Origin of the sequence: Kribbella antibiotica, assembly GCF_004349055.1 — a bacterium.
GTDB lineage: Bacteria > Actinomycetota > Actinomycetes > Propionibacteriales > Kribbellaceae > Kribbella > Kribbella antibiotica.
The window spans coordinates 16,837-39,906 of record NZ_SMKX01000044.1 but is presented as its reverse complement, the minus strand read 5'-3'; the positions used below and the strand labels follow the sequence as shown (position 1 = coordinate 39,906).

The 23,070-nt window shown below is 65.2% G+C and carries 19 protein-coding genes; 14 read left to right on the top strand and 5 right to left on the bottom strand.

Annotated elements, in window-relative coordinates:
* Positions 1 to 706 precede the first annotated feature (706 nt).
* The gene (locus E1263_RS43290) at positions 707 to 1,084 is read left to right on the top strand and encodes a hypothetical protein (protein ID WP_202868929.1); all 378 of its coding nucleotides are present in this window, start codon (positions 707 to 709) and stop codon (positions 1,082 to 1,084) included.
* A 74-nt stretch (positions 1,085 to 1,158) separates the two neighbouring features.
* Here E1263_RS43290 and E1263_RS17455 read toward each other — a convergent pair whose 3' ends face one another.
* From E1263_RS17455 to E1263_RS17445, 3 genes are read right to left on the bottom strand one after another with little or no spacing between them, the layout of a single operon-like run.
* A complete protein-coding gene (locus E1263_RS17455) occupies positions 1,159 to 1,539 on the bottom strand; it encodes a VOC family protein (protein ID WP_132168589.1) in 381 nt (126 codons plus the stop codon).
* 23 nt (positions 1,540 to 1,562) lie between these two features.
* Positions 1,563 to 1,967: an SgcJ/EcaC family oxidoreductase gene (locus E1263_RS17450; RefSeq protein WP_132168587.1), complete on the bottom strand. Its 405-nt coding sequence runs from the start codon at positions 1,965 to 1,967 to the stop codon at positions 1,563 to 1,565.
* Positions 1,964 to 2,599, bottom strand: a complete 636-nt coding sequence (locus E1263_RS17445; RefSeq protein WP_132168585.1) for an MPN domain-containing protein — start codon at positions 2,597 to 2,599, stop codon at positions 1,964 to 1,966. Before E1263_RS17445 ends, E1263_RS17450 begins: the two co-directional genes overlap by 4 nt.
* Positions 2,600 to 4,085: 1,486 nt before the next feature.
* Between E1263_RS17445 and E1263_RS17430 the strand changes: the two genes are divergently transcribed.
* Together E1263_RS17430 and E1263_RS17425 are read left to right on the top strand one after the other, a co-directional pair.
* Positions 4,086 to 5,615, top strand: a complete 1,530-nt coding sequence (locus tag E1263_RS17430) for a LamG domain-containing protein (RefSeq protein ID WP_132168581.1) — start codon at positions 4,086 to 4,088, stop codon at positions 5,613 to 5,615.
* Between the two features lie 12 nt (positions 5,616 to 5,627).
* Complete coding sequence (locus tag E1263_RS17425) at positions 5,628 to 6,473, top strand: LamG-like jellyroll fold domain-containing protein (protein WP_132168579.1); 846 nt, start codon at positions 5,628 to 5,630, stop codon at positions 6,471 to 6,473.
* On the opposite strand, the gene E1263_RS17420 is transcribed toward E1263_RS17425, so the two are convergent.
* Positions 6,439 to 8,556, bottom strand: a complete 2,118-nt coding sequence (locus E1263_RS17420; protein WP_165956652.1) for a polysaccharide lyase 8 family protein — start codon at positions 8,554 to 8,556, stop codon at positions 6,439 to 6,441. The genes E1263_RS17425 and E1263_RS17420 overlap by 35 nt on opposite strands.
* 173 nt (positions 8,557 to 8,729) lie before the next feature.
* On the opposite strand from E1263_RS17420, the gene E1263_RS17415 reads away from it, so the two are divergent.
* From E1263_RS17415 to E1263_RS17370, 10 genes are all read left to right on the top strand, one after another.
* The gene (locus tag E1263_RS17415; RefSeq protein ID WP_132168575.1) at positions 8,730 to 9,860 is read left to right on the top strand and encodes a substrate-binding domain-containing protein; all 1,131 of its coding nucleotides are present in this window, start codon (positions 8,730 to 8,732) and stop codon (positions 9,858 to 9,860) included.
* A complete protein-coding gene (locus tag E1263_RS17410; protein WP_132168573.1) occupies positions 9,861 to 10,853 on the top strand; it encodes a Gfo/Idh/MocA family protein in 993 nt (330 codons plus the stop codon).
* Positions 10,850 to 11,602, top strand: a complete 753-nt coding sequence (locus tag E1263_RS17405; protein WP_132168571.1) for a sugar phosphate isomerase/epimerase family protein — start codon at positions 10,850 to 10,852, stop codon at positions 11,600 to 11,602. Before E1263_RS17410 ends, E1263_RS17405 begins: the two co-directional genes overlap by 4 nt.
* Complete coding sequence (locus tag E1263_RS17400; protein WP_132168569.1) at positions 11,602 to 12,612, top strand: NAD-dependent epimerase/dehydratase family protein; 1,011 nt, start codon at positions 11,602 to 11,604, stop codon at positions 12,610 to 12,612. Before E1263_RS17405 ends, E1263_RS17400 begins: the two co-directional genes overlap by 1 nt.
* Complete coding sequence (locus E1263_RS17395; RefSeq protein ID WP_132168567.1) at positions 12,612 to 13,637, top strand: dihydrodipicolinate synthase family protein; 1,026 nt, start codon at positions 12,612 to 12,614, stop codon at positions 13,635 to 13,637. Before E1263_RS17400 ends, E1263_RS17395 begins: the two co-directional genes overlap by 1 nt.
* Positions 13,634 to 15,124 (top strand): ABC transporter substrate-binding protein, encoded by a 1,491-nt coding sequence (locus E1263_RS17390; protein WP_165956651.1) that lies wholly within the window; start codon positions 13,634 to 13,636, stop codon positions 15,122 to 15,124. Before E1263_RS17395 ends, E1263_RS17390 begins: the two co-directional genes overlap by 4 nt.
* A gap of 98 nt (positions 15,125 to 15,222) precedes the next feature.
* The gene (locus tag E1263_RS17385) at positions 15,223 to 16,191 is read left to right on the top strand and encodes a carbohydrate ABC transporter permease (protein WP_132168563.1); all 969 of its coding nucleotides are present in this window, start codon (positions 15,223 to 15,225) and stop codon (positions 16,189 to 16,191) included.
* A gap of 2 nt (positions 16,192 to 16,193) precedes the next feature.
* Positions 16,194 to 17,039, top strand: a complete 846-nt coding sequence (locus tag E1263_RS17380; protein ID WP_132168561.1) for a carbohydrate ABC transporter permease — start codon at positions 16,194 to 16,196, stop codon at positions 17,037 to 17,039.
* Positions 17,040 to 17,067: 28 nt separating this feature from the next.
* Entirely contained in the window at positions 17,068 to 18,135 is a 1,068-nt protein-coding gene (locus tag E1263_RS17375) for a hypothetical protein (protein WP_132168559.1), read from the top strand.
* Positions 18,136 to 18,277: 142 nt separating this feature from the next.
* On the top strand, positions 18,278 to 19,141 hold the full coding sequence (locus tag E1263_RS17370) for an ROK family protein (RefSeq protein WP_132168557.1): 864 nt from the start codon (positions 18,278 to 18,280) through the stop codon (positions 19,139 to 19,141).
* A 91-nt stretch (positions 19,142 to 19,232) separates the two neighbouring features.
* Here E1263_RS17370 and E1263_RS17365 read toward each other — a convergent pair whose 3' ends face one another.
* Positions 19,233 to 21,302: a helix-turn-helix transcriptional regulator gene (locus tag E1263_RS17365; RefSeq protein ID WP_132168555.1), complete on the bottom strand. Its 2,070-nt coding sequence runs from the start codon at positions 21,300 to 21,302 to the stop codon at positions 19,233 to 19,235.
* A gap of 309 nt (positions 21,303 to 21,611) precedes the next feature.
* Here E1263_RS17365 and E1263_RS17360 point away from each other — a divergent pair, with 309 nt between their 5' ends.
* The gene (locus tag E1263_RS17360; RefSeq protein WP_132168553.1) at positions 21,612 to 22,862 is read left to right on the top strand and encodes a LysR family transcriptional regulator; all 1,251 of its coding nucleotides are present in this window, start codon (positions 21,612 to 21,614) and stop codon (positions 22,860 to 22,862) included.
* Positions 22,863 to 23,070 lie beyond the last annotated feature (208 nt).

Genomic DNA, 23,070 nt, shown 5'->3' with positions numbered 1-23,070 from the left:
GGCAACTGCTGGGACGGTCGGCTGTGGCCGGCCGCCGCCGCAACCGGCGGATTGGGGAGCGGAATGCACCGGAACAGGTCCGTTCTGCTCCCCGAAACCCCGCAACCGCCACCATCTGGCGGGCGCGCTGCGCCTGCCGCGACCACCAGCACCCCGATCACCGACACCCGGCATCGACGATTCGAAGCCTGCAACACCACCCGCACCTGTCCCATGCGGCGAACCTGTACCTATTTTCCGGTCAGAACCCAGCACGATAGCGCCAAGGTCAAGTCTCATCAGATCGGTAACGGTTGGGGGGGCTCGGGACATGGGTGACGGTCTGGGCTGGCGGAAGGCCTCTCTGATCGTGGTTTACAAAGCAGAGACGGAGTTGCGGGTCATCCCGCTGTTGCGGCGGCGGTGTCCGCCAAGACGCGTGGTGAGAAGGTCAATGTCGCTGCGTCGTGTCGTGAGCGGGGCTGAGCCCGGAGACGTTCTACAAGTACCTGGCTCGGTTCAAGGAGCGGTGTCCGGACCGTATGGCGCTCGATGTGGAGACCGCCTTCGACATCCTGCTCGCCGCCGAGGCCCGCGGCGACGAACTGGTACGCCGAGTCTGCGACTGGATGCAGTCGGTCGCGACGCCGGAGGGCGCTGTCTCGCTCGCCTCGCCGGCGATTGAGGGCTACCCGCGAGCCGGGCACATGTTCCGAGTGGGAGGTATGTGCCCGGCCTCAATCCGACCGCCGGGCTGGTCGGACGGCTGGACCGGATGGGTATCGAGCATCTGTGGCGCGATCAGGCCGCCGCCTGGTGTGCCGAGGCGTTGGCCAAGGGCTTCTCCGACGACGCGCACGCCACGCATGAGTCGATGGAGTACCTCGAGCACACCGAGGCACGGGACGTCGCCAAGGTGCGAGAGTGGTTGCCGAAGCCGGCGCACTACTGCGCCGACGCCGCAGATCCGTCGTACAGGGTGACGACGCTGCACTTCGCACCGACCCTCGAATACGGAGACATCGTGACGATCCAGGCCCTAGGCGCCTGGAGGCCTACGACCGCTTGCCGATCAGCTGACCCTGGGACACTCCGGGTGGGATAGAGACAACACCTCGTATCGGTCCCTCTCGAAGGTGGGCCACCACGCCTGAATCGCCACGTTCGCGGCTCGCCGCCTCAGCGCTGTTCGAGGTGCGGCGGGACGAATCCACCCGCTGAGATGTCAAACCAGTTCCCTTCGGGATCGATGCCCCGGTATTCGGCGAACGGGCGGTTGGTCATGCGTGACGCGGGGGCCGGATGCCCCGCCTCGGTCAACTCGCCACGGACCAAGTCTGCGTCCTCGACGTGGAAGCCGAAGTGATTGAAGCCGGTGGGCACCTCTCCGTCCAACGCCTGCTGAATGATCGCCAGGTTGAGGTAGCCGTCGGTCAGGAAGCGGCTTCCGTCTGCTTCCTGGTGGAACTGCTCCATCCCGAAGTGCTCCACGTAGAAGGAGGCCAGCTTCGCGGCGTCACGAGCGACAAAGGCGAGATGGCGTAGCCGAGGGCGGTTCATGGTGAGCTCCGATCAATGATGGGTCAAGGGACCGCGGGGATCATGTTGTGAAAGGCTGCGATGTGCCACGCACCGGCATCTTCGACCAGCACTGCTTGCGCGTGCGTCAAGGACATCGAGGAACCGTCGGGCCGGATGACGCGGGTCGTCGCGTGAACGATGACGGCACCACCGCGAAGGTGTCTGACCAGGTCCGGCCGAATTTCCAGGACCGTGTCCCGATACTGGCCCTCGAACAACAGGGCATGTCTGGCGCGCACCCGCTCGCGCCCTTTCTCCGCCGTGCCGCGAACCGAGATGAAATCGACGTCCTCCGCGAAGATCGACGCGAACAGCTCGGCCGACCCTGCTTTCCAACCGCGCGCCATCGTCGCCCAGACCGCCCTGGTCCGATCGGTATCGGTGGTCCGCGCCGCCTCGCCCGTCATACGCCGCCTCGAGCCGACGACCGCGTGGAGAGGTCGATCCTCAGCGGGATCGGTGGGGAAGCCTCACCTTCCACGGGCGCGGGCGCCCAACACCGGACCGTGTAGTAGACCGACTCGCAGATGCTTTCGATGTAGCAGATCAGGTTGATCGGCCAGCCGGCGTTGTGAAAGCTGTGGTCGTCCATGGGGGTCGGGTGCTCCGACAGCGGGACGGCTGCCGCCGACGAACTGATGCGGTGCCAGTCGGGGTGGTAATGGATGGACCCCAGGATCTCCAGGCCGAGAGAGTCGGCCTCGCGAGAGATCCGCAGCAGGTCCTGGGGATCCATCCAGAAGCCTCTCCCCGGATGCTCGTACGCCGCACCGAAAGCAGGGATGATCCGGTCGGCGTACTCGACGCGGGCGCTGGGATCGGATGCTCGAACGTTGCCGCCGGTGCGCAGGGAGCGAACCCTGGCCGCCCCGTCCAGGACGTCGCCGAGGAGCACGGCGAAACACGAGTTCGGCTCTCGGGTCACCTTGAGCGATTGGTAGTGGGGCAAAGCACTATCCAAGAACTCGTCGATCAGGTCCGACTGGATGAGCACGGTGGTTACTTCTGGGGGCGCGAGCGCCGACGACCTCACTGCCACGGACATCTCCTTCTGGGATTGAGAACGGCGCCCCCGGGTATCGCGTCGACCGCCCATCGAATAGTTTCGCAAAGTTCAATAAGTTTCCACAGTATATGACCAGGTCCAAGGATTGTTCAACTCTCAACTTCTTAAAGACTCCCAGATTCTTGCACAACTATTGAGACGTGGCTGAGAGCAACCCGGCGATCGGCCCACCCGACACTGGAGGTAGCCAGTAGGCGTCCTGAGACCTGGATGTTCGAGCACCGACAGCAGGCGACATAGGCCTTGCGGAGCGGGTCATGGTGTTGAACTGCTGCCCAACTGCTCGCGGGCGGCGTTGCCCCCCAGCGCCTGCCAGCGCCTCGCAGGGCAACGGCGACGCCCCAGAGTCGATAGAAGGATCCAGATCCGCGACTGGCACTCCAGCACCGACACGACCACCAGTCGCAAATCACCCCTGGGCGGATCTGCTTCCTACTTCAACGCGATAGTGAATCCGTGACGCTCAACAGGGTTTCGGATTGTCCGCAACGAGTGCATCCGCCGGTCGCGGCTGCCGCTGCGGCGGCCGGAGGCGAGCGTCGACCCGCCGGCTCGATCGGCCGAGGAGGACGCACTGCACCGCCTGGAGGTCGAGCGGGTCGCTGCGGCCATCGCGGCTCTGCCGGTCGGCCAGCGTCGGGTCCTGGTGTTGTGAGATGTCCAAGGCCGATCGGGCCATGAGGTGGCGGACACGCTGGCCTCAGTACGGCCGCCATGAAGTCGCGTCTGCATCGCGCGCGAACCGCGGTCCACGCGTACCTCCAGGAGCCGCATGACTGACTTCGCCAGTACTTCGTTGCCTCGTCATCTCATCCGGGGTGCCGTCGGGTTCGGGGCCCTGGCCGGATCGATCGCCCTGATCCCGTTCGTCGGATTCCCTTCCTTGCTACCGGCTCCGATGGGCCTGCTCGCCCTCAGGGGCTGCCCGGCCAGCTGGACGATCGGCTTGATCCAGACCATCTCCAGAGGTCGTCTCGAGCGCACCTGCGACGACGGGCGCTGCACGCTTAGCACCTCAACACCAAGGGTCCAGGACACTCGCCGAATGGTAAGACTTGTCAGATAAGCAAAAACCCAGCGTCCGGCCGGCGAGTCACTGGGATCAGCTGAGGAGACGGTACGGCGCGGTTGGAGTGTTCGACCGATACGCGGCTGGATGATCCGCGGCCGTTCTCGGTTCAACTTGCTCACCGCACTACGCGACGCCATCACCGGCAACGCCTGGAACCCGCCGGTGCCAGCCGGAACCTGGATGGTCACCTCAGGTCGTCGAAGGGGCGCACACCCCATGGTCACGGAACCGCCGCCACCCAGTCAAGGGGCATGAATTTCACCCAGAAACAATTTCTATTGATTCCGTTCGGAATCTTGACATGGCAATTCTGCTCACTATTCTCCTTTTCAGGAAGGTTATTTAAATGGGAATGAATTTCGCCTCTATCCGAAAGGAATGAGTTCCATGAAATTTCGCAGGATGAGCTTGCCGCTGGCGGCGGTGGTCACGCTGTCGTTGGTGTCGGTAGTGGACTTCGCCAGTGCGGCGACAGCGGTGAACGAGACGTTCGAGGACGGCGTAGCGGACGGGTTCACGGTCGCGACCGGCGCCTACTCGATCGTCAGTGACGGCACGCAGGTCTACCAGACGACGTCGAGCACAGCCAGATCGGTGTTCGGCGATTCGGCCTCGACCAATGTCAACGTGGAGGCGGCATTCAAGGCCGCCAGCTGGTCGGCTGCGACCGGCCGCACGGCAGGAGTGATGGCCCGGTACGTCGACGCGAACAACTACTACCTGTTCATCTACGAAGACGGTCAGCTGAAGATCCGGAAGAAGGTCGGCGGCGCACTCACGACGTTGGCGAGCGTCGCGTACACCGTCAACACCGGCACCTGGTACACCATCAAAGGCTCGGCCAACGGCAGCGCGCTGACGCTGTCGGTCAACGGTGTCCAGCAGTTGTCGGCATCTGACAGTGCGCTGACCGCCGGCAAGTCGGGCCTGGTGTCCTTTAACGGCGACGTCCGCTACGACGGCGTGACGGCCGCCGACATCGGCACCGGTGGTCCCAGCACCATCGACACGTTCGGCCTGACGATGCTGAACCCGTCGGTCGGCAAGCAGTGGTACAGCAACTGGAACAACGGCTCCACCCGCAATTACACGAACGCGGGAAACCAGACAGCCGATCCCGAATTGGCGTTTGCGAACGGCGACCAGGCCGCGGAGGTCTCCGGCTCCAGCGGTACCCGCGCGGGCCAGATGAAGATCACCGGCGCGTACCCACGCATCTACGTCCGCAAGAACGAGTCGTTCTCCCTCCCACCCGGCATCAGCGCGGCGGACAAGTGGAACAACGTCGAGATCACCTTCTACGCCTACAACACCGGGGACTCCGGAGTCGGCTGGGCCGGCCTCGAAGCCGTTGCCAAGACCAACCACTGGCCGGACAACTGGCAGTGCACCTCGGGCGGGTACGGCGCCCGGATGCTGTTCGACGGCCGGGTCGACTTCGAGAAAGAGATTTACCACACCCCCAACACCAACTTCCAGGCCGCGTCGAAGTCGAACTACTGGACCGCGGCCGAAGGCAGCGTCGGCGGGAAGTTGCCGCTGAACCGGTGGATCGGGTACAAGTTCGTCGCCCGCAACATCGACGCCGGCAACGACGGCGACTGGCAAAACGACACCCAGGTACGCCTCGAGCTCTACAAGGAAATGTCGATCGGCAACACGATCAACCCGGCCGCACCCTCGGGCGGCGGCAACTGGGTTCTGGCGAACTCCTACACCGACACCGGCAACCTGTCCTCCGGCACCGCTTGCACCCACACCTCGTCGCCTGACGACGATCCGTACGGTGCCGCCAGCAAGCCGTTCACCTGGCCGAACTACTCGATCTATCTGCGCACCGACGGCCTCTCCACGGCGATCCCGCAGTACTACAAGTGGTTCAGCGTCCGGGAAGTCGCCCCGCTTCCCCCGGCGTGAGGTGTGAGACCAATGAAGACTCAGCAAAAACTGTCCACTTTGATCATCGCAAGTCTGACCCTTCTCACCGCTGTCATCGCCCCGGGTTCGGCCATGGCGGCCGAACTCGGCGAGTCCTGCAGGGGCCTGTCGACGTACGACACCGCTGTCCTTGCGGATTCACCTGCCGCCTACTGGCGGATGGGCGACTCAGGCCGCACGGTCAAGGACAGCAGCGGCCGTGGCCGGACCGGAAAGTACTTCGGTTCGCCGACGGCGACATCGATGCCCAACGGGGATCCGGCCACCAAGTTCAACGGCTCGTCCCAGTACGCGCAGATTGCTGACAGCAACTATCTGAGCATACCGACGACCGGGCGGCTGACCGTCGAGGCATGGCTGCGGCCGGACGTCCTGCAGTTCACCCATCAAGAAGCTTCCGGGTACGTCCACTGGATGGGCAAGGGGGTCGCCAACCAGCACGAGTACACGGCCCGGATGTACTCGCAGGCGAACGCTGAGAGCCGCCCCAACCGGATCTCTGGATACTCCTTCAACCTCGCCGGCGGGCTCGGCGCCGGAAGCTACTTCCAGGACACGGTCACCGCCGGCCAATGGATCCACTACACCCTCGTCATCAACACGGTCGACACCAGCTCGACCTACCCCACCGGATACACGAAGGTCTACAAGAACGGGGTGTTGCGCGACACGGACAGCCTGCAGGGCTACTCCATCATTCCCGGCAACGGCACGGCGCCGTTCCGGATCGGCACCCGCGACTTCGCGTCGTACTTCCAGGGGGCGATCGGCAAGGTCGCCGTCTATGGCTACGAGGTCCCGGCTAGCCGGCTCGCGGCGCACTACTCGGCCATGTGAGAACGGCGGTCACCGGCCCCGCTCCACGGGTGGGGTCGGTGACCGACACTTCGAGGTGACCATCCTGCTCCCGAACGACGACGGAGGCCGGCCCGCTGACCGTGATCCCGCCGGCGCTCCCTGCCTCGAAGAAGTTCGCTGCCGTCACCCCGGTCTGTCCATCGCGAATCGCCTGGACGGCTGGGGTATTGGCAAGGACTTGTGGCGCCGGGCGGGCGACAGTCTCGTCCTGCCCGGCTCCCGGAAGCACCATGTAGGCATAGGCGCCGGCAGTGGGATTGAGTCCGTGATCGAGCCAGAGAGTGCAGTAACGCCTGGTGAGCGACGTACCGAGAGGGTCAGTAGGACCGATGTCGCGATGAGAGCCGGTCCGGTCTTCGACCACGATCTGAAGGTCAGCAGGCACCAAGAACCGGTAGCCGCCGACACCGCCGAGATGCGCCCATCGCGTTCCATCAACCACGGCCGGCGCGCCGGCGATCGGGTAGTCCCGCCCGTCGATGACGAGTTCGACATCCTTCAGGTGGCGGTTCTCGACTGTCGTCTCGATGGTTCGGCCGTCAGTAGCAGCGATCCCGGCGCCGAGCGCCACGACTACATCGTCCAAGCAGAACCAGGACTTGGTCGCCCGCAGGCTGGAGGCCACCTCTCCAGAGCCCAGCCCTTCGAGCTGCATGCCTACCGCGCCGAACTGGCCGAGCGTCGTCCCGCCGACCCAGTTCGCTGACGTGGTCTCGCGGTAGCCGTCCCCGGCGGCCAGTCGGAGAGTGTCGACCGTGGTACCGGGAAGTCTGTATGGGTCGACGGTCGGCCAGAATCCGTCCGAGAACTGACCTCGGTCCCCGTCCACGTACAGGTACGTCATACCGGCGGCGGTGTGCCAGCCACGCAGGTTCTCGTTCTCGATCGGGCCTCCCTCGTAACGGCCGACTCGCGACGACGCCATGCTGATGACGAACGCCCAGCCTGGACGGCGATGCACAACCCGATCCATGTCCGGGAACTGCCGGTGCTCCACCGGCTCCGGGGCCGGCAGGACAGTACGGTCGGACAGCACGGCCTTGGCCAGCGCCAACTGGGGAACGAATGCGTGATCGATGAACGGCTCGTGACCACTGCGCTCGATCCATCCCTTGGCCAGCGATCGGTAGCGCGAGGCAACCTCGGGCTGCACGTCCTCCGCGAGACGGAGCAGGGCAGCGATGACGAGCCGACCGTCCTTGTGGTCCGATCGGTAGCTGCGAACCACCCCTCGACCACGGACAGCGTCGAACACCAGCCCGTTCCACACCACCGGCGCGAACACCTCGAGTGCCGCTTCGTGCAAGATGCTTCGATCGGAGATCTCCCATCGCGATCCCGCCAGCAGAGCGAACAGGTTCGCCAACCCGTCCAGCAGGATGACGCCGTACAGGCCGGTGTAGGGAATGTTGTAGTGCTGGATGAAGGATCCGTCCTTGTGCAACCCGTCGCCGGAGTCCGACCAAGCGTAGGACGGCGGCAGAGCGGCGACCCCTTCGGAGATCTTCTGGTCGTCTCCGGCGAGAAGGCCGCACAGGATCTGCGCCCGGCACAGGTCGCTGCGATTAGCGCCGGTCGACGGATTGACACCTGCCTGTTGCCACCGCGGGTCAGGCACGAAATGTTCGACGGCCGCCAGGTAGCCGGCCAGCTGATCCGGGATGAGAATGTCGTACAGGAGCACGCAGGTATCCGTCAGTGCGTGTGGCGTGCCGATCTCCCAGTCCCACCAGTTTCCGGCCGGCTCGACGCCTGGACGGTAGGCACGCTCGCACAGCAGATCCAGGCCGGCGACGATTTCGGTGGCCAGGCCGGCATCGCCGTACTGCGCGGCACCGGGCGTCCGGCAAGCAACAGCCAGGGTCCGCAAGAGCTGGAAAGACTGACGCATGAGCATCGAATTGTGATGTTCCAGCCCAGCCCGCAGGACCTCGGTCAGAGCCACGGCCTCGTCGCTCATTCGACGCAGCGCTCCGCAAAAGATCGGATCTCCAGGATCGATCTCGCGGCCGATCAGGATGTCTGCCCAGCGCGCTCGCAGAGCGATGTGTTCCGCACCCATAGGCGTCGTTCTCCCCTCCATGACGAAGCAGAACGTAGCCCGAACGAAGGGACGCAATCAATGGAATGACCACCTGAAGAGAGACACAAATGGAAGAAATTCATTCCCCATGAATCACAGATTGTCGCCATTTAGGGATTGACATAGCCCCTACTGCTCAGCAAACTCCCACTATGACGGCACCTGATGGACTGCATTCATTCCCTAGAGGGACGAAGTCAGTCGCCCTCGCGCAACTCCTCCGACAAGGCCTCGCCGAGGGTCGGTGGCCGGTCGGCGTGCGGCTGCCGACCGAGCACGAACTGTCACGCGAGCATCAGGTCGGCATCAACACGGTCCGGCGCGCGATCAACGTGCTCGGCCAGGAGGGTCTGCTGCAGCGACGGCAGGGATCTGGCACCTTCGTCCTCGCCGTACCGCCCCCAGCCCCCGGCGCCCGCCGGCTGGTCGGCGTGCTCGTGCCGTCGACCTCGTACTTCTACCCGAAAGTGATCGAGGGAATCGAGCGGGTGCTGAGCGCGGCGGGCGTCCGCATGATGCTCTCCAGTTCGGACTACGACCTGGCACTGGAGGAGCAGCAGACGCGGCATCTGCTGCAGGCGGGCGTGGACGGTCTGCTCCTCGTTCCCAATCTCCACATGGTGGAGGACCCACAGGCACACGTCGACCGGCTGCACGAGCTGCCGGTCCCCTACGTCCTGGTAGAACGGCGTCCCGCGAATCCCGCCCCCGACGACGCCACGGCCTATGTCTGCAGCAACCACCTGGGCGGCGCGTATGCGGCCGTTCGCCATCTCGCCGAACTCGGACATCGGCGGATCGGCCACCTGGGCCGCGTCAACAGCCCCACCGGAGCTCCGGTGGCGGAGGCCTTCCACCGCGCGTCGGACGAACTCGGCCTCGAGGAGGTCCCCGAAGCAGTGGTGCTGCATGGCGAGTGGATGACGCAGGAGGAGCTCGCGGCCTATGCGCAACTGTGCCGTGAACACGAGATCACCGCTGTGTTCTGCCTCGGTGACCGTGACGCCGCGGGTCTGCTACCGCACCTGCGCCGAGTCGGCCTGTCGGTTCCCCGCGATCTGTCGATCGTTGCCTACGACGACGAAGTCGCCGAGATCGGCGAGGTGCCGTTGACCACCGTGGCGCCCCCCAAGTCCGAGGTCGGCGCGCTGGCGGCCGAACTGCTCCTGCGCCGGTTGGAAAGCGGACCCGCCATCCCTGTTCCCCAGGTTCAGTTGCGGCCACGCCTGGTTCTTCGATCCTCGACCGCACCAATGCGCGTTCCTGTGAAAGGAAGCATCTAAGTGAGACTCGGCCTGGTCGGCGCGGGAAGCGTCGCGACCCTGTACGTCGAGGCGGCCGCAGGCCTCCCGGTCGTCGACATCACCGCGGTCTGTGATGTGCGCCGGGATGCCGCGGAGACGCTGGCCGCTCAAGCACATGCGCAGGTCTTTGACGACCACCGGTCGATGTTCGCCGCGGGTGGCCTGGACGGCGTCGTCATCACGTCACCCCACGCCTTGCACACGCCGATGGCGGTGGACGCCGCGGCAGCGGGTCTGCACATCCTGATGGAAAAGCCCATGGCCACCACGGTCTCCGACTGCCGGCTGATGATCGACGTCTGCGCCAAGGCCGGAGTGCGGTTGGCCGTCGGCAACCTGCAACGATTCGTCCCCGCGGTCCGCCAGGCCACTGACGTGCTGCGGTCGGGCCAGCTCGGCCGGCCGCTTCTGATCACCGAACGCCGCGCCGTCGACTACGACCCTGCCGTACGTCCCTCCTGGTTCTTCGACCCGGAGATGGCAGGCGGCGGCATCATGATGAACATCGGCGGGCACTGCATCGATAGGGCACAAGTCCTGGCCGGCGAGCGTGTCATCGGCGTGGATGCCCGTGTATGGCGCAGGCCTGGCCTCAAGGTGGAGACCGAGGCGGTCGGTCTGCTCAGCCTGGCAGGTGGCCTGCAGGTGGGGATCTCGGTCACCAGTACCGGGCTGCCTCCACAGAACGAGACCGAGGTCGTGTGCGAAGAAGGCGCACTGCGCCTGTCCGACCACACTGGTCTTTGGATGTTTCAAGCCGGCCGGTCCGTCCAGCTGCGGGAGCCGACCGACCGCCAGGATTTCGTGTCTGCCTTCCGTGACCAGCTGATCGACTTCGCGGGTAACGAGGCTCCGACCGTCGACGGCGACTACGGGCTGTCAGTCGTGGCCGCCGTGCAGGCGACGTACGAATCGGCCGCTCTTGGCAGACCTGTGTCGATCGCGGCCGTCGACGAGGAGGCTGCGGCATGAGGCGCCTGGCGTTCAGCACTCTTGGCTGCCCGGGAGACCCGATCGAGCACGTCGCCGACCTCGCCCGACGCTTCGGCTGCGGGGCCGTCGAACTGCGCTGCGCAGACCGAGAACCCGTCTCCCCGGACGCGACGCCCGGCAGGCTCCGCGCAGTCCGCGAGCAACTCGGCGACATCCAGGCCCTCTGTGTCGCCTCCTACGTCCAGGTCGCTCGTCCCGACGGTGACCCCACCGCCGAAGTACTGCGCCACGTCGAGATCGCCGAACGGCTCGCAAGCCCCTACGTGCGGGTGTTCGGCGGCGGAGTCTACGACAGAGCAGTCGAAACTCTGGCCGCAATTGCCGAGCGCATCACAGACAGCCCCGTCACGGTCTTGCTGGAGACCCACGACTCCTTTCTTTCCGGGAAGGCCGTCGCGGGGATCTGCGCTGCGGTCGATTCACCTCGGATCGGCGCGCTGTGGGACGTCGTCAACCCGTGGCGGGCCGGTGAAGAGATCGCCGAGACCGCGCGGCTCCTTGCCCCGTGGCTCCGCCACGTTCAACTGAAAGACGTCGCGGCGCCCGACCAGCTCACCCCGGTCCTGGCCGGCCACGGAACCGTCCCACTGCTCGAAGTCCTCTCGCAACTGGACGCCATCGGCTACCGCGGCTGGCTCTCGCTGGAGTGGGAGCGCGCCTGGTACCCCGGCGTGCCCCCACTGGAAGAGGCCCTCGATTCCTTCACCACGCTGATCGGAAGCCACTGATGCGCACACTGAATGAACTTCACGAGATCCTCTCCGCGCCTGACGACGCGGTCGTCAAGAGCATCGCCGAGGGCTCGGGCGATCTGATCCTGCTGGGTGTCGGCGGCAAGCTCGGCCCCGAACTCGCCATCATGGCCCGGCGCGCGATGGATGCGGCGGGGCGCACCGACAAGGTGATCGGCGTCGCGCGCTCCCTCGAACCGGCCCTGGCCGATCGGCTACACGCCGCCGGCGTCGAGACGTTCAAGGCGGATCTGCTCGACCCGCTCGACGATCTGCCTGATGCCGCCGACGTCATCTACCTCGCCGGTCGCAAGTTCGGGACCAGCGGCGCGGAGAGCACAACCTGGGCCCTCAACACCTACCTGCCCGGCCGCGTCTGCGAGCGGTACCCCACTGCACGAACGGTTGCCTTCTCCACCGGCAACGTCTATCCCCTCGTCGCGGTCACCAGCGGGGGAGCAGACGAGTCCACTCCCCCGGGTCCGATCGGCGAGTATGCGATGTCCTGTCTTGGCCGTGAGCGCATCTTCGAGCACTTCTCCCGAACCAACGGCACTCCGACCGCGATCGTCCGATTGAACTATGCCGTCGAGATGCGATATGGCGTCCTTCTCGAGATCGCCAAGGCCGTCCGAGCCGGTCTGTCCATCGACCTTGCCATGGGCAACGTCAACGTGATCTGGCAGGGCGACGTCAACTCCATGACGCTGCGACTGCTGGAGCATTGCGCGGCGCCTGCACTGGTCATCAACGCCGCCGGCCCCGAGACGGTGTCGGTGCGATGGGTCGCCGAGCAGTTCGGCGCCCTCCTCGGCCGCAAGCCGATCTTCACCGGCGAAGAACGCCCGACCGCCCTGCTCAGCAACGGAACCCGCGGCCACGACCTGTTCGGTTATCCGAGCCTTCCGGTGCGCACCTTGATCGAGCACACCGCCGAGTGGGTCCTGGCCAAAGGCGCCGTACACGGCAAGGACAGCCACTTCCAGCAGCGAGACGGAAGATTCTGATGCGACCGCAGACCGCAGCTGCGCTGCATGAGGGCGTCCTGATCCCCGCGCACCCACTGGCGCTGACCGAGGACGGAAAGCTCGACGAAAGCCGTCAGCGCGCACTGAGCCGCTACTACCTGGCGGCCGGAGCGGGCGGTTTGGCCGTCGGCGTACACACCACCCAGTTCGGGATCCGTGACGCCGGTCTTCTCGAGCCCGTGCTGACCCTGGCCGCTGAGGAGGTCAAACGACACGACCGCACGACGGTTCTCGTCGCCGGCGTCGAGAGCGCCCAGGAGGCTGACCTGGCCAGGGGGCTCGGGTACGACCTCGCGATGGTGATTCCGCGCGGACTCGACGCCACCGCTCTGCACGAACGCGTCGCCGAAGTCGGCGAGGTGATGCCGGTCTTCGGCTTCTACCTGCAGCCCGATGTCGGCGGCGCCTACCTTGGCCCGGATTTCTGGGCCAGGCTGGCCGAGCTGCCCTCGCTGTCCGCAATCAAGATCGCGCCCTTCAGCCGGTATTTCACCCAGGACGTCGTACGCGCCGTCTGCGAGTCGAGCCGCGCCGACGAGATCGCGTTGTACACCGGAAACGACGACAACATCCTGCTCGACCTGATGACTCCGTTCGAGTTCGCCGGCCGGACCAAACGGATCGTCGGCGCGCTGATCGGGCAGGCCGCCGTCTGGACCAGGCCCACCGTCGCTCTCGTCGAGCTCGCGAAGCGAGGTCCGGTCAGTGCGGAACTGCTGCTCACCGCGGCACAACTGACCGATGCCAACGCGGCCCTGTTCGACGCGGCGAACCGATTCGCCGGATCGGTGCCAGGCCTGCACGAGATCCTTCGCCGCCAAGGCCTGCTGGCCAACCTCACGATGCTCGACCCCGACGAACAGCTATCGGCCGGCCAACTCGCGGAGATCGACCGCGTCACAGCTGCCTATCCCGCTTTGCAAGACGACGATTTCGTCGCATCCCACCTAGAAGAATGGCTGGGGCCGAATCCCAGTTCTCACAACGAAACGGAGTACCGATGAAACCCAACAAGCTCAGCTGGCCGGCGGTGGGCGCCGCTCTGGCGATGGTCACACTTGTGGCCTGCAGCAGCAGCGGCGGCGAGTCGTCCGCGGACGGCCAGGTCACCCTTAAATGGCAGGGCTACAGCCAGGAACGGGTTGGCTTCTACAAGGAGGCCGCGGCGGAGTTCAAGAAGGAGTTCCCGAACATCACGGTGGTGCCCGAGGCGCTGGCCGAGGACGACTACAAGCAGGCGCTGCCGCTCAGCTTCCGGAGCAAGAACTCTCCGGACCTGTTCTCCTACACCTGGCCGACGGCCGGCGACTACTTCGAGCTGACCGATGTCCTCGGCAACAACTGGGCCGCGCCGCTCGACGCCTCCGTCCTGCCGGCCGACTTCAAGTCCCGGTTCCGCGGGACGTCGGACCTGATGGAGCCGATCTACGGCAAGGACGGCAAGATCTACACGGTCCCACGCCCGCCCTCCACGGGCACGATCGGGTACGGGTACATGTACTTCAACAAGGACGTCCTGGCCAAGGCAGGCCTGACCGGCAATCTGCCGGCCACCTGGGACCAGTTCACAGCCGCCTGTCAGGCCATCAAGGAGAAGGCCGGCGCGAGCTGTATCGCCCAGTCGACGCAGAGCCCTGACGAGATCGAGCGCCTGCTGTCGACCTTCGTCGCGGTCAACGTGAAGGGGTACACCCCCAGCAAGGTCTCGACGCAGAGCGGCAAGTTCACCGAGACGTCCGACCCGCAGTTCGTCGCGGCGATCCAGTACCTGCGGTCGTTGTACGAGCAGAAGCACGTCCTGCCCGGCCAGTACGACAAGATCGCCGCCCGGCAGGCGGTCGCCGGCGGCAAGGCGGCGTTCTACTTCGACGGCGGCTGGATGTCGACGGTCTTCCCCGAGACATTCAAGTTCAAGAACTTCGGTGTCGCGTTACCGCCGGCCAAGACGACGGCCGCCCCGGACGGCTACGCCGGACGGATCCCGCAGGGACCGCCGCTGCCCGAGCTCTTCATCAGCTCGCAGAGCAAACACCCGAAGGAGGCGACTCAGTTCCTGGAGTGGATGACCCGACCCAACGGGTGGTACGCCCAGCACTTCACCGAGAAGGGGTTCGATCTGCTTCCCTGGGTGGCCCCGGACAAAGCCGCTCAGTGGCTACCGAAGGACAACGCCACCCGTGACCTGCTGCCGCTCGACCCGAAGCTGCATGTCCTGGCCCCGGTACCGGCCCTCAAATGCCCGGACCTGGCCAAGTCGCAGGCCCTGACCAAGGTCGACCAGATCCAGGAGAACCTGGTGCACAGCACGATCAACAAGTTTCTGCTGAGCGGCGGTGACTGGCCCTCGATGGCCAGATCCGTGGAGGACAAGCAGAACAAGGTCTTCGAGGCCGAACTCGGCAAGGAAGCCTCGGCCGGACTGAAGGTCTCCACCGACTGCTTCGCCGAACCCGCGTGGGACGGCGTGACCCCGTTCAAGTACACGAAGTGACACCACAGTTCGATGGTGACCGGTCCGGCCTGGATGACAGGCCGGACCGTCGCCCCCTCATCTCGACGTCATCGCGGCAGGGAGAGGTTGGAGCAACCATGGCGAATCGCATCCACGGACGCAGGCGCCGCTTCGGGAAGACGGCGGCGGGCACCCCGCTGCGCACCTCGGACCTCGGATACATCTACCTGATGATCCTTCCGTTCGCGCTGCTGTTCCTGGCCTTCACAGTCTGGCCGCTGGTCCGAACCGTCCAGTTCAGCCTGCACGACTTCGACGGCATCGGAACGCTGGGCGACTCACCGAACGTCGGACTCGACAACTATCGCAAGGTGCTCGGTGATCCGCTGTTCGGCAAGGCGTACTTGAACACCTGGCTGTTCACGATCGGGCAGACCCTGATCAAGCTGCCGCTGTCCTTCCTGCTCGCCCTGCTGCTGACCCGCTCCTGGCTGAAGTGGCCCACCTTCTTCCGGACCGTGTTCTTCCTGCCGTGGCTGATGCCGGCCTCGATCGTCGCGATGGTCTTCTACTACCTGCTCAGCCCCTCGGACGGCGCGATCAACAACCTGCTGTCGACGTTGCACCTGGTCGACGAGCCGGTGGACTTCCTGCGGTCCGGGCCGATCGCCTTCGCCACGATCGCGGTCATCTCGACCTGGCAGATCATGGGTCAGTACGTCATCTTCTGGATGGCCGCCCTGCAACTGGTACCCCAGAACCTACTCGATGCCGCTGAGGTCGACGGTGCGAACAGCCGGCAGCGGATGTGGCACGTCATCTTGCCGCTGGTACGGCCGATGGCTGTCATCATCACCGCACTCGGACTGATCTGGTCGCTCGGCATCTTCGACTGGATCCAGATCCTCACCTCCGGCGGACCCGGCACGGACACCTACGTCATCAACTACTACGTCTACGAGATGGCGTTCGCGCAGGCCCGACCACAGTTCGGCACGTCCAGCGCCGCGGCCTTCATCTTCGGGGTCACGGTGCTGCTGATCTACGCCCTGGTCGGCAAGCTCGTCGGCCGCGCCCAGCTCAAGCGCAAAGAGTACGGAGTCTAGCCATGGCCAAACGCACCCTGCGGAGCAGCAAATGGACGCCCGCCTCCGTCGCCCTGGTCGCGGTGATGCTGGCCGTGTCCTTCTTCTATCTCTATCCGTTCCTATGGCCGGTGTTCTCCTCGTTCAAGACATCCAACGAGATGTACACCTCAGGGTTCTCCCTGTGGCCACACCACTGGACCGCCGAGAACTATGAACGCGCCTGGACCACCGCGAACTTCAGCCGCTACCTGATCAACTCGATCTTCTACAGCACAGCCAGCACCGCAATCACCGTGGTATCGGCCGCACTGGCCGGCTACACCCTCGCGCGCTACACCTTCCCCGGCAGCCGAACCATGAGCCTGCTGATCCTGGCATTCCTGTTCATGCCGACCGCCACCAGCATCCTGCCGATCTTCGACCTCATCCAGACCATCGGCCTGCTCAACAGTATCTGGGGAATCGTGCTGGTACTGACCAGCGGCGTCGGCTTCAGCACCCTGCTGTTCCGCGGCTACTTCGCAGCCATCCCCCAAGAACTCTTCGACGCCGCCGCCATCGACGGCGCCGGCTTCCTGCGTACCTTCCGGCTGATCTTCCCGCTCGCCAAGCCCATCATCGCCACCACCGCGATCCTGGGCTTCACCTCCAGCTGGCAGGAGTACTTCGTCCCGCTCATCTTCACTCTCGGAAACCCCGAACTGAGGACGGTCTCGGTCGGGCTACGCGCCTTCACCCAGCAGTACAGCGTCGACCTGTCCGGCTTCGCCGCCGCGGTGACGCTGTCGGTGATCCCGATCGTCCTGGTCTTCATCTTCTTCCAGCGCTACTTCATCGAAGGGCTCGCCGGAGCCGTCAAGGACTGACCCACCACACCCACGAAAGGACAGCACTGTGAAACTCTGGAGAACCAGTCGCCTCGCGGGAGTCGCGCTACTCGCGACCGCGGTCAGCGTTCCAATCATCATCTCCGACCAGACCGTGGCGGCGTCGACGACCAGCGAAACCACCGGCCCGGCCCTCGGCGGCCGCCGTGGCCTCGACGCATTCGGGTTGCGAATGCTCAACCCATCGGTCGGCAAACGGTGGAACAACAACTGGAAGAACGGGCCGGCACGCACCTACAGCGGAACCAACAACCTCGCGGCCGATCCCGAACTCGTGATGTCCGGAGGTCAGTTCTCCGCAGACATCTACGGCTCGGCCGGGGACCGCGCCGGCCAGCTGAAGATCACCGGCGAGTACCCGCGCGTCTACGTCCGCAAGAACGACTCGCGCGAGGTCCCCCCAGGCATCAGCGCCAAGGACAAGTGGAACAACGTCGAGATCACCTTCTACGCCTACAGCACCGGAGACTCCGGAGTCGGCTGGGCCGGCCTCGAAGCCGTTGCCAAGACCAACCACTGGCCGGACAACTGGCAATGCGCCTCGGGCGGGTACGGCGCCCGGATGCTGTTCGACGGCCGGGTCGACTTCGAGAAGGAGCTGTACCACACCCCCAACACCAACTTTCGAACCGCGACCAAGCCGAAGTACTGGACCGCAGCGGAAGGAAGCGTCGACGGGCGGTTGCCGCTGAACCGGTGGATCGGGTACAAGTTCGTCGCCCGCAACATCGACGCCGGCAACGACCGCGACTGGCACAACGACACCCAGGTACGCCTCGAACTCTACAAGGAGATGTCGATCGGGAACACCACCAACCCGTCACCGCCGAGGCACGGCGGCAACTGGGTGCTCGTGAACTCCTACACCGACGACGGCAACCTGTCCTCCGGGACACCGTGCACCCACGTGACCTCTCCTGACGACGACCCATACGGCGATGCGAGCAAGCCGTTCACGTGGCCCAACTACTCCGTCTACCTGCGCACCGACGGGATCACCACCTCGATACCTCAGTACTACAAGTGGTTCAGTGTCCGCGAAGTCGCTCCCATCCCCGGCCGAACCCCAAGGTAGGGCCGATGGTCACCGCCGTCGATCTTCGGTGTCAGGCTCGGACGAGTGACCCGGGTGAAGGCCGAGGCACCGCTGGTGCAATCGGCTCCATCATCAAACAAACGCCTCGGTCTCCGGCGCCGAGTACTGAGAGGAGACGCTGATGGACATCGTGTGCGGAGTTGATCTGGGCGGTACCAACACCCGGATCGCCATCGTCGACCCAGCCGGTCGGGTGGTGGCGCGCGAGCGAGACACCACCCCGCGGGGTACTGGTGTGCAGATTGCCCGCCAACTCGCCGAACGCATCGCGAAGCTGGCCGGGACGAGACCGATCCGAACGGTGATCGGAGTACCCGGCGCGGTGCATCCGCGGACGGGAGTGATCCGCACGGCACCCAACGCACCGCGACTCGAGGGCACCGCATTCTCGGACGCCTTGCCGGGTTCATGTTTCGTCAACGACGCAAATGCCGCTCTGTACGGTGAGGCGAAAGCCGGCGTCGTTCAGGACTCGACTGACGCGGTCATGGTGACGGTCGGAACCGGCGTCGGTACGGCGGCCCTTCTGCAGAGGCAACTGCTGACTGGCCGGTCAGGAGCCGTCGGCGAGTTCGGAGCTCTGCCGTACCGGCACGGTACTTTCGAAGACGCTTGCTCGGGCAGCGCCATGACACGGGCCGCACAAGCGGCAGGCTTCGATGATCCGCGCGCCATCTTCACTGAACCAGTACTACGATCTGCCCGGTCCGATGCCTTCGAAGCGCTCAGTCAACTGCTGGCCACCCTTACCACTGCGTACGACCCCGACATCATCGTCCTGGGCGGAGGCGTCGCTTCATCCCTCGCGCAGTGGCTCGAGCCATTGCGCGAGACGCTGCTCCCGATCACCCCCGAACCGCCGCTGATCGCTCTCGGCGCTCTCGGTGATGACGCGGGAGCCATCGGAGCAGCCCACCTGGCCCTCGATCAACCGTCGGCGGGGCTCCTGTCGTGGGACCCACGTCATCTGCCTCGACACCCCTGAGCTTGACGGTGAGCAGAAAGTGAAACCGTGGGTACGAAGTCCTGGTGGAGCCAGAGCGACTATCGGCTGTTGGAGGCCGCTCCCGGCGTGGTCATCGGACGTCGCGGAGTAGGTCCGTGAGTTCGCCTCGTCCGGAGACCTCGAGTTTTCGATAGACCCCGGACAGGTGGAATTCGACCGTCCGGCGGACCAGGAACATTTCCTTCGCGATCTCCGCGTTGGACAAGCCGCCGGCCGCGAGCCGTGCGACTTTCCACTCCTGCGGGGTCAGCCCTCGGCGCCAGCTCGGGAGCGCCGAGGGTCGTGCCACTGATCGCGCTCGCTCCGCCAGCGGACGGGCTCCACACTGATCGGCCAGCGACACCACCCGCAGGAACTGTTGATCGGCCGGCTGATCGTCACCATCCGACCGGAGCGTTTTCGCGAGCTCGTAGCGCGCCAGCGCCTCATCCAGCAACTGACCGGCGCCGCTCAGGTCTTCGACGGCCTGGGTCAGCAACTCCCGTCGCGCCTGCTCCGGCTGCGTCACAGCCAGGACAAGCCGTGCGAAGCCCATCGCCCCCCGTGCGCCGTACGTCTTCGCACGGTCGAGATTCTCCTCGGCGAGCTGAACCGCCTCCGTCCCACGATCCAGCCGCAACAGCGCCCGGACAGCGCCTGGTCGCCATCGAATCAGCTCCGGGTTGTCGACCAGCGAGCCGGTGAGCATGCTCCCGCATTCCAGGAAGGACTGCACTGCGAAGTCGAACTGGCCCGATGAAAGCTGGACCTGGCCGCGGGCCTGAAGGAGGAACGGCAGGACGTCCATGTCGGCCCTCCCGTCGAGCAACTTGTGGACCGCCAGGAGATCCGCGGCATTGCTGCCGCCTCCGGCGGCAACCGTTGTCTCGGCCAAGGCCGACACCAGACAGGCCACCAAGGGCTGATTCCGCAGGATTTCGGTGCGCGAGAGCAGGCGCTTCAGGAGTGAGAGCGCTGCCGGCAGGTCACCCTTGCGACGCAACGCCTGCACCCGGAACCTGTCGAGTTCGGCCAAGTCCCATGCATCGGCATCAGCAGCCAGCCTGCTCCGGAGTACGAGTACCGCGGCGTCCAGCTCCGCCGGAGCCGCAGCCGTCGACATGGCGAAGAGCGCGTGCCAGCAGTCTTCGAACTGCATCTCGGGACCAGCGCCGGCCAGGACTGCTCGGGCATCGTGCAATGCCTGCTCCGCATCGCGACCGAGTAGCGTCGCGCGCGAAGCTCGTGCGGCCCGCAGCGGCAGCGCTAGCTCCGGTTCTCCTCCGGCCCGCTTCCCGAGCCATTCCACGGTCGCCTCCAAAGCCTTGACACCGGTCAGCGACCTGGCACGGAACGCCGCGCACTGCAGCCGAAGTCTCGCCTCTGCCGGATGATTCCCACCTGCCACACGGCTGGTTGCGAGTTCGAGCAGCCGCGGAACTTCCAGATGCCGTCCCTGGGCGATCATCTTGCGTCGCACTTCATCAGCGAGGATCAGTACGCCCGCTGGATGCGACGTCCGCCGAAGTTCCTCGACCAACATCTCGATGGAATCGCGGGCCTCGGCACCCCCACGAAGTACCGCCAGATCGATCATGACGGCGGCTCGCTGATAGCCGTCGATACGCTCAGCTAACGCCTGACGCAGGTATGCCTCGGCCTCAGACCCATCACTCGCCTCAGCGGCAGCGGCACGCAGCGTCCCGGCCGCCCAGGGAAGCCCGACCGGGCCGGCTTGCATGAGCTGGGCCGCAACCGCCCGGGCACCGGCGCCAGCCTCCCTCAAGAGGCGCGCCGCCTCAAGGTGCGCCTGAATCCGCCGGCCAGGTGGCATCTCCGTCAATGCACTACAGGCCGCACCACGACGAGTCAGGGTCAAGGGAGCACCGATGACGACCATCCCGTCAGCGACCAAGAGATCCAGCCCCACGAGCAACTCCGGAACCGGCAACCCAGCCAGATCCGCGACCGCCCACATCAGAGCATCCGCACCAAGCACCGCGATCGCCCGCACGATCGCCCCGCCGTGGTCATCCGGCTCCGGGACATCGGTATGTCGCGACCGCGTGGCGTCGTGTGGAGGCCGAGTCGCGGTGTAGTTCGCGGCTCGCCGCGGAACCATGGCGGAACTGCTGTGCGGCGATGCGACGGCGTCAGGCATCGCCAGCACCTCGAGAAGCCGGACCGAGGTGGCAACAGTCGCAGTCGCTGTCCAACAGATCAAACATGACAACCTCGCAACAGACGGGGGCGCGGACTGCTTGGATTCGTTTCGCCGGGTGGCCAACGCTGCGAAACCTATCCGTAACCGTTCGAGCACCGGAAGCTACGAATCGGCCATCCTGCCCATTGACCAGACCCATACCTGAGCCCGAGTTCATATCGGAGATCGACTTCCCCATGAGGGCCGCAGGATTCGCCTGACCTGAATGCAGCTGCCGCGCTTCTTGTGTTTGCCGGAGTACCAGGTGTGGTTTCCGTTGTCGTTCTTGACCGTTACCCGGCTGGTCTCGATCAAGGTGCCATCCGGTTGGCATGTGAGCATGCCTTTATCTTGCCTCGGGCCAAGACCTCTTTCCTTGCCTCGGGTCTAGACCTCGTGCAGGTCTGGAGCCTGGGCGGAGCGGACGTCGATGCCTTCGTGGAGATAGCTACCCAGCAACGCCTCCAGCGCCGGGAGCCGACACCGACCGGGGCTTCATGCAACTGCTGGGAAATCCTCAATGTGCTATGGGATGATTGCGGCCAATCCCAGGAACCGATCCGGGGACTGACCGCCCGGAGAACAGAAGGTTTGGGAGAAGTGATGGCAACCGAAGAGTGGGCCAGGATCGACCTCAATCTGCTGCTGCCGCTGGACGCACTGCTGCTGGAACGGAGCGTGACCAAAGCCGCGGAGCGGCTAGCGGTGGGACAGCCCACGATGAGCGTTTCTCTGGCGAAACTCCGACGCTACTTCGACGACCCGCTACTGGTGCGGGAAGGCCGCGGACTAGTACTCACGCCCTTCGCAGAGTCGTTGCAGCAGCCAGTGGAGACCGCCCTGTTAGCCGCCACAGAGGCACTGACGGCCGGATCGACCTTCGACCCCGGCAGCGTCAAGCGGACCTTCACGGTGATCGCCAGTGACTACGCCACCACCCTGCTGCTGCATCCGCTCATGTTCGACCTGCCGCAGACTGCGCCGGGTGTTCGACTCGCCATCGAGTCGTTGCGGCCGGACCGGATCGAGTCCTTACGGTTGCGGCGGTGCGACCTCGTGTTCTGGCCCTTGCAGTTGGCGACGGAGGAGTTGCTGAACTACCCACATCTGCTGGCTTTTACCGACGAGTTCGTCACCGTGGCCGACGAAGCAAGGGCTCCGGACCACGAACCGCTGTCGGCCGAGGAGATCGCAGCTCATCCGGCAGTACTGGTCAAGGTGCCCGACCTTGCAATCCCCGACGTCCGACCCAGCGAGCAGGGCTTCCGCCAAAACGGTGCCATCACGGTGGACTCGCTCGGACTGGCGTTGCAAACGGTTGCCCGAACCAATCTGATCACCGTCGTCCCACGCCGCTTGTTCGAACATATGGGACCTTCGCTTGGTCTGCGCGAGGTCCCGACGACCGCTGACATGCCAAAGCTGTCCGTGGCTATGTTCTGGCATCCACGCAACTCGTGCGTTCCGGCGCAGAAGTGGCTGCGCGACAGGATCTCCGAGATCGGCGGCAAGCTCTGACGTAGCCTCACCGTGACCGAGGACCCCCGGATCAATTTCCTCGAACGCTATCAGCGCCGGTTGATACCGGGAAGTGGCCATTTGCCTATGACCGACATGTCTGCCGTCGATACCTGCGGACAGCAGGTCAGCGCGGCAGACCCGTGGCCACACGGGAGATCAGCCCTCTCGAACCTCGGAACGAGGGCCTCGCCTGCAGGGCCGCCGC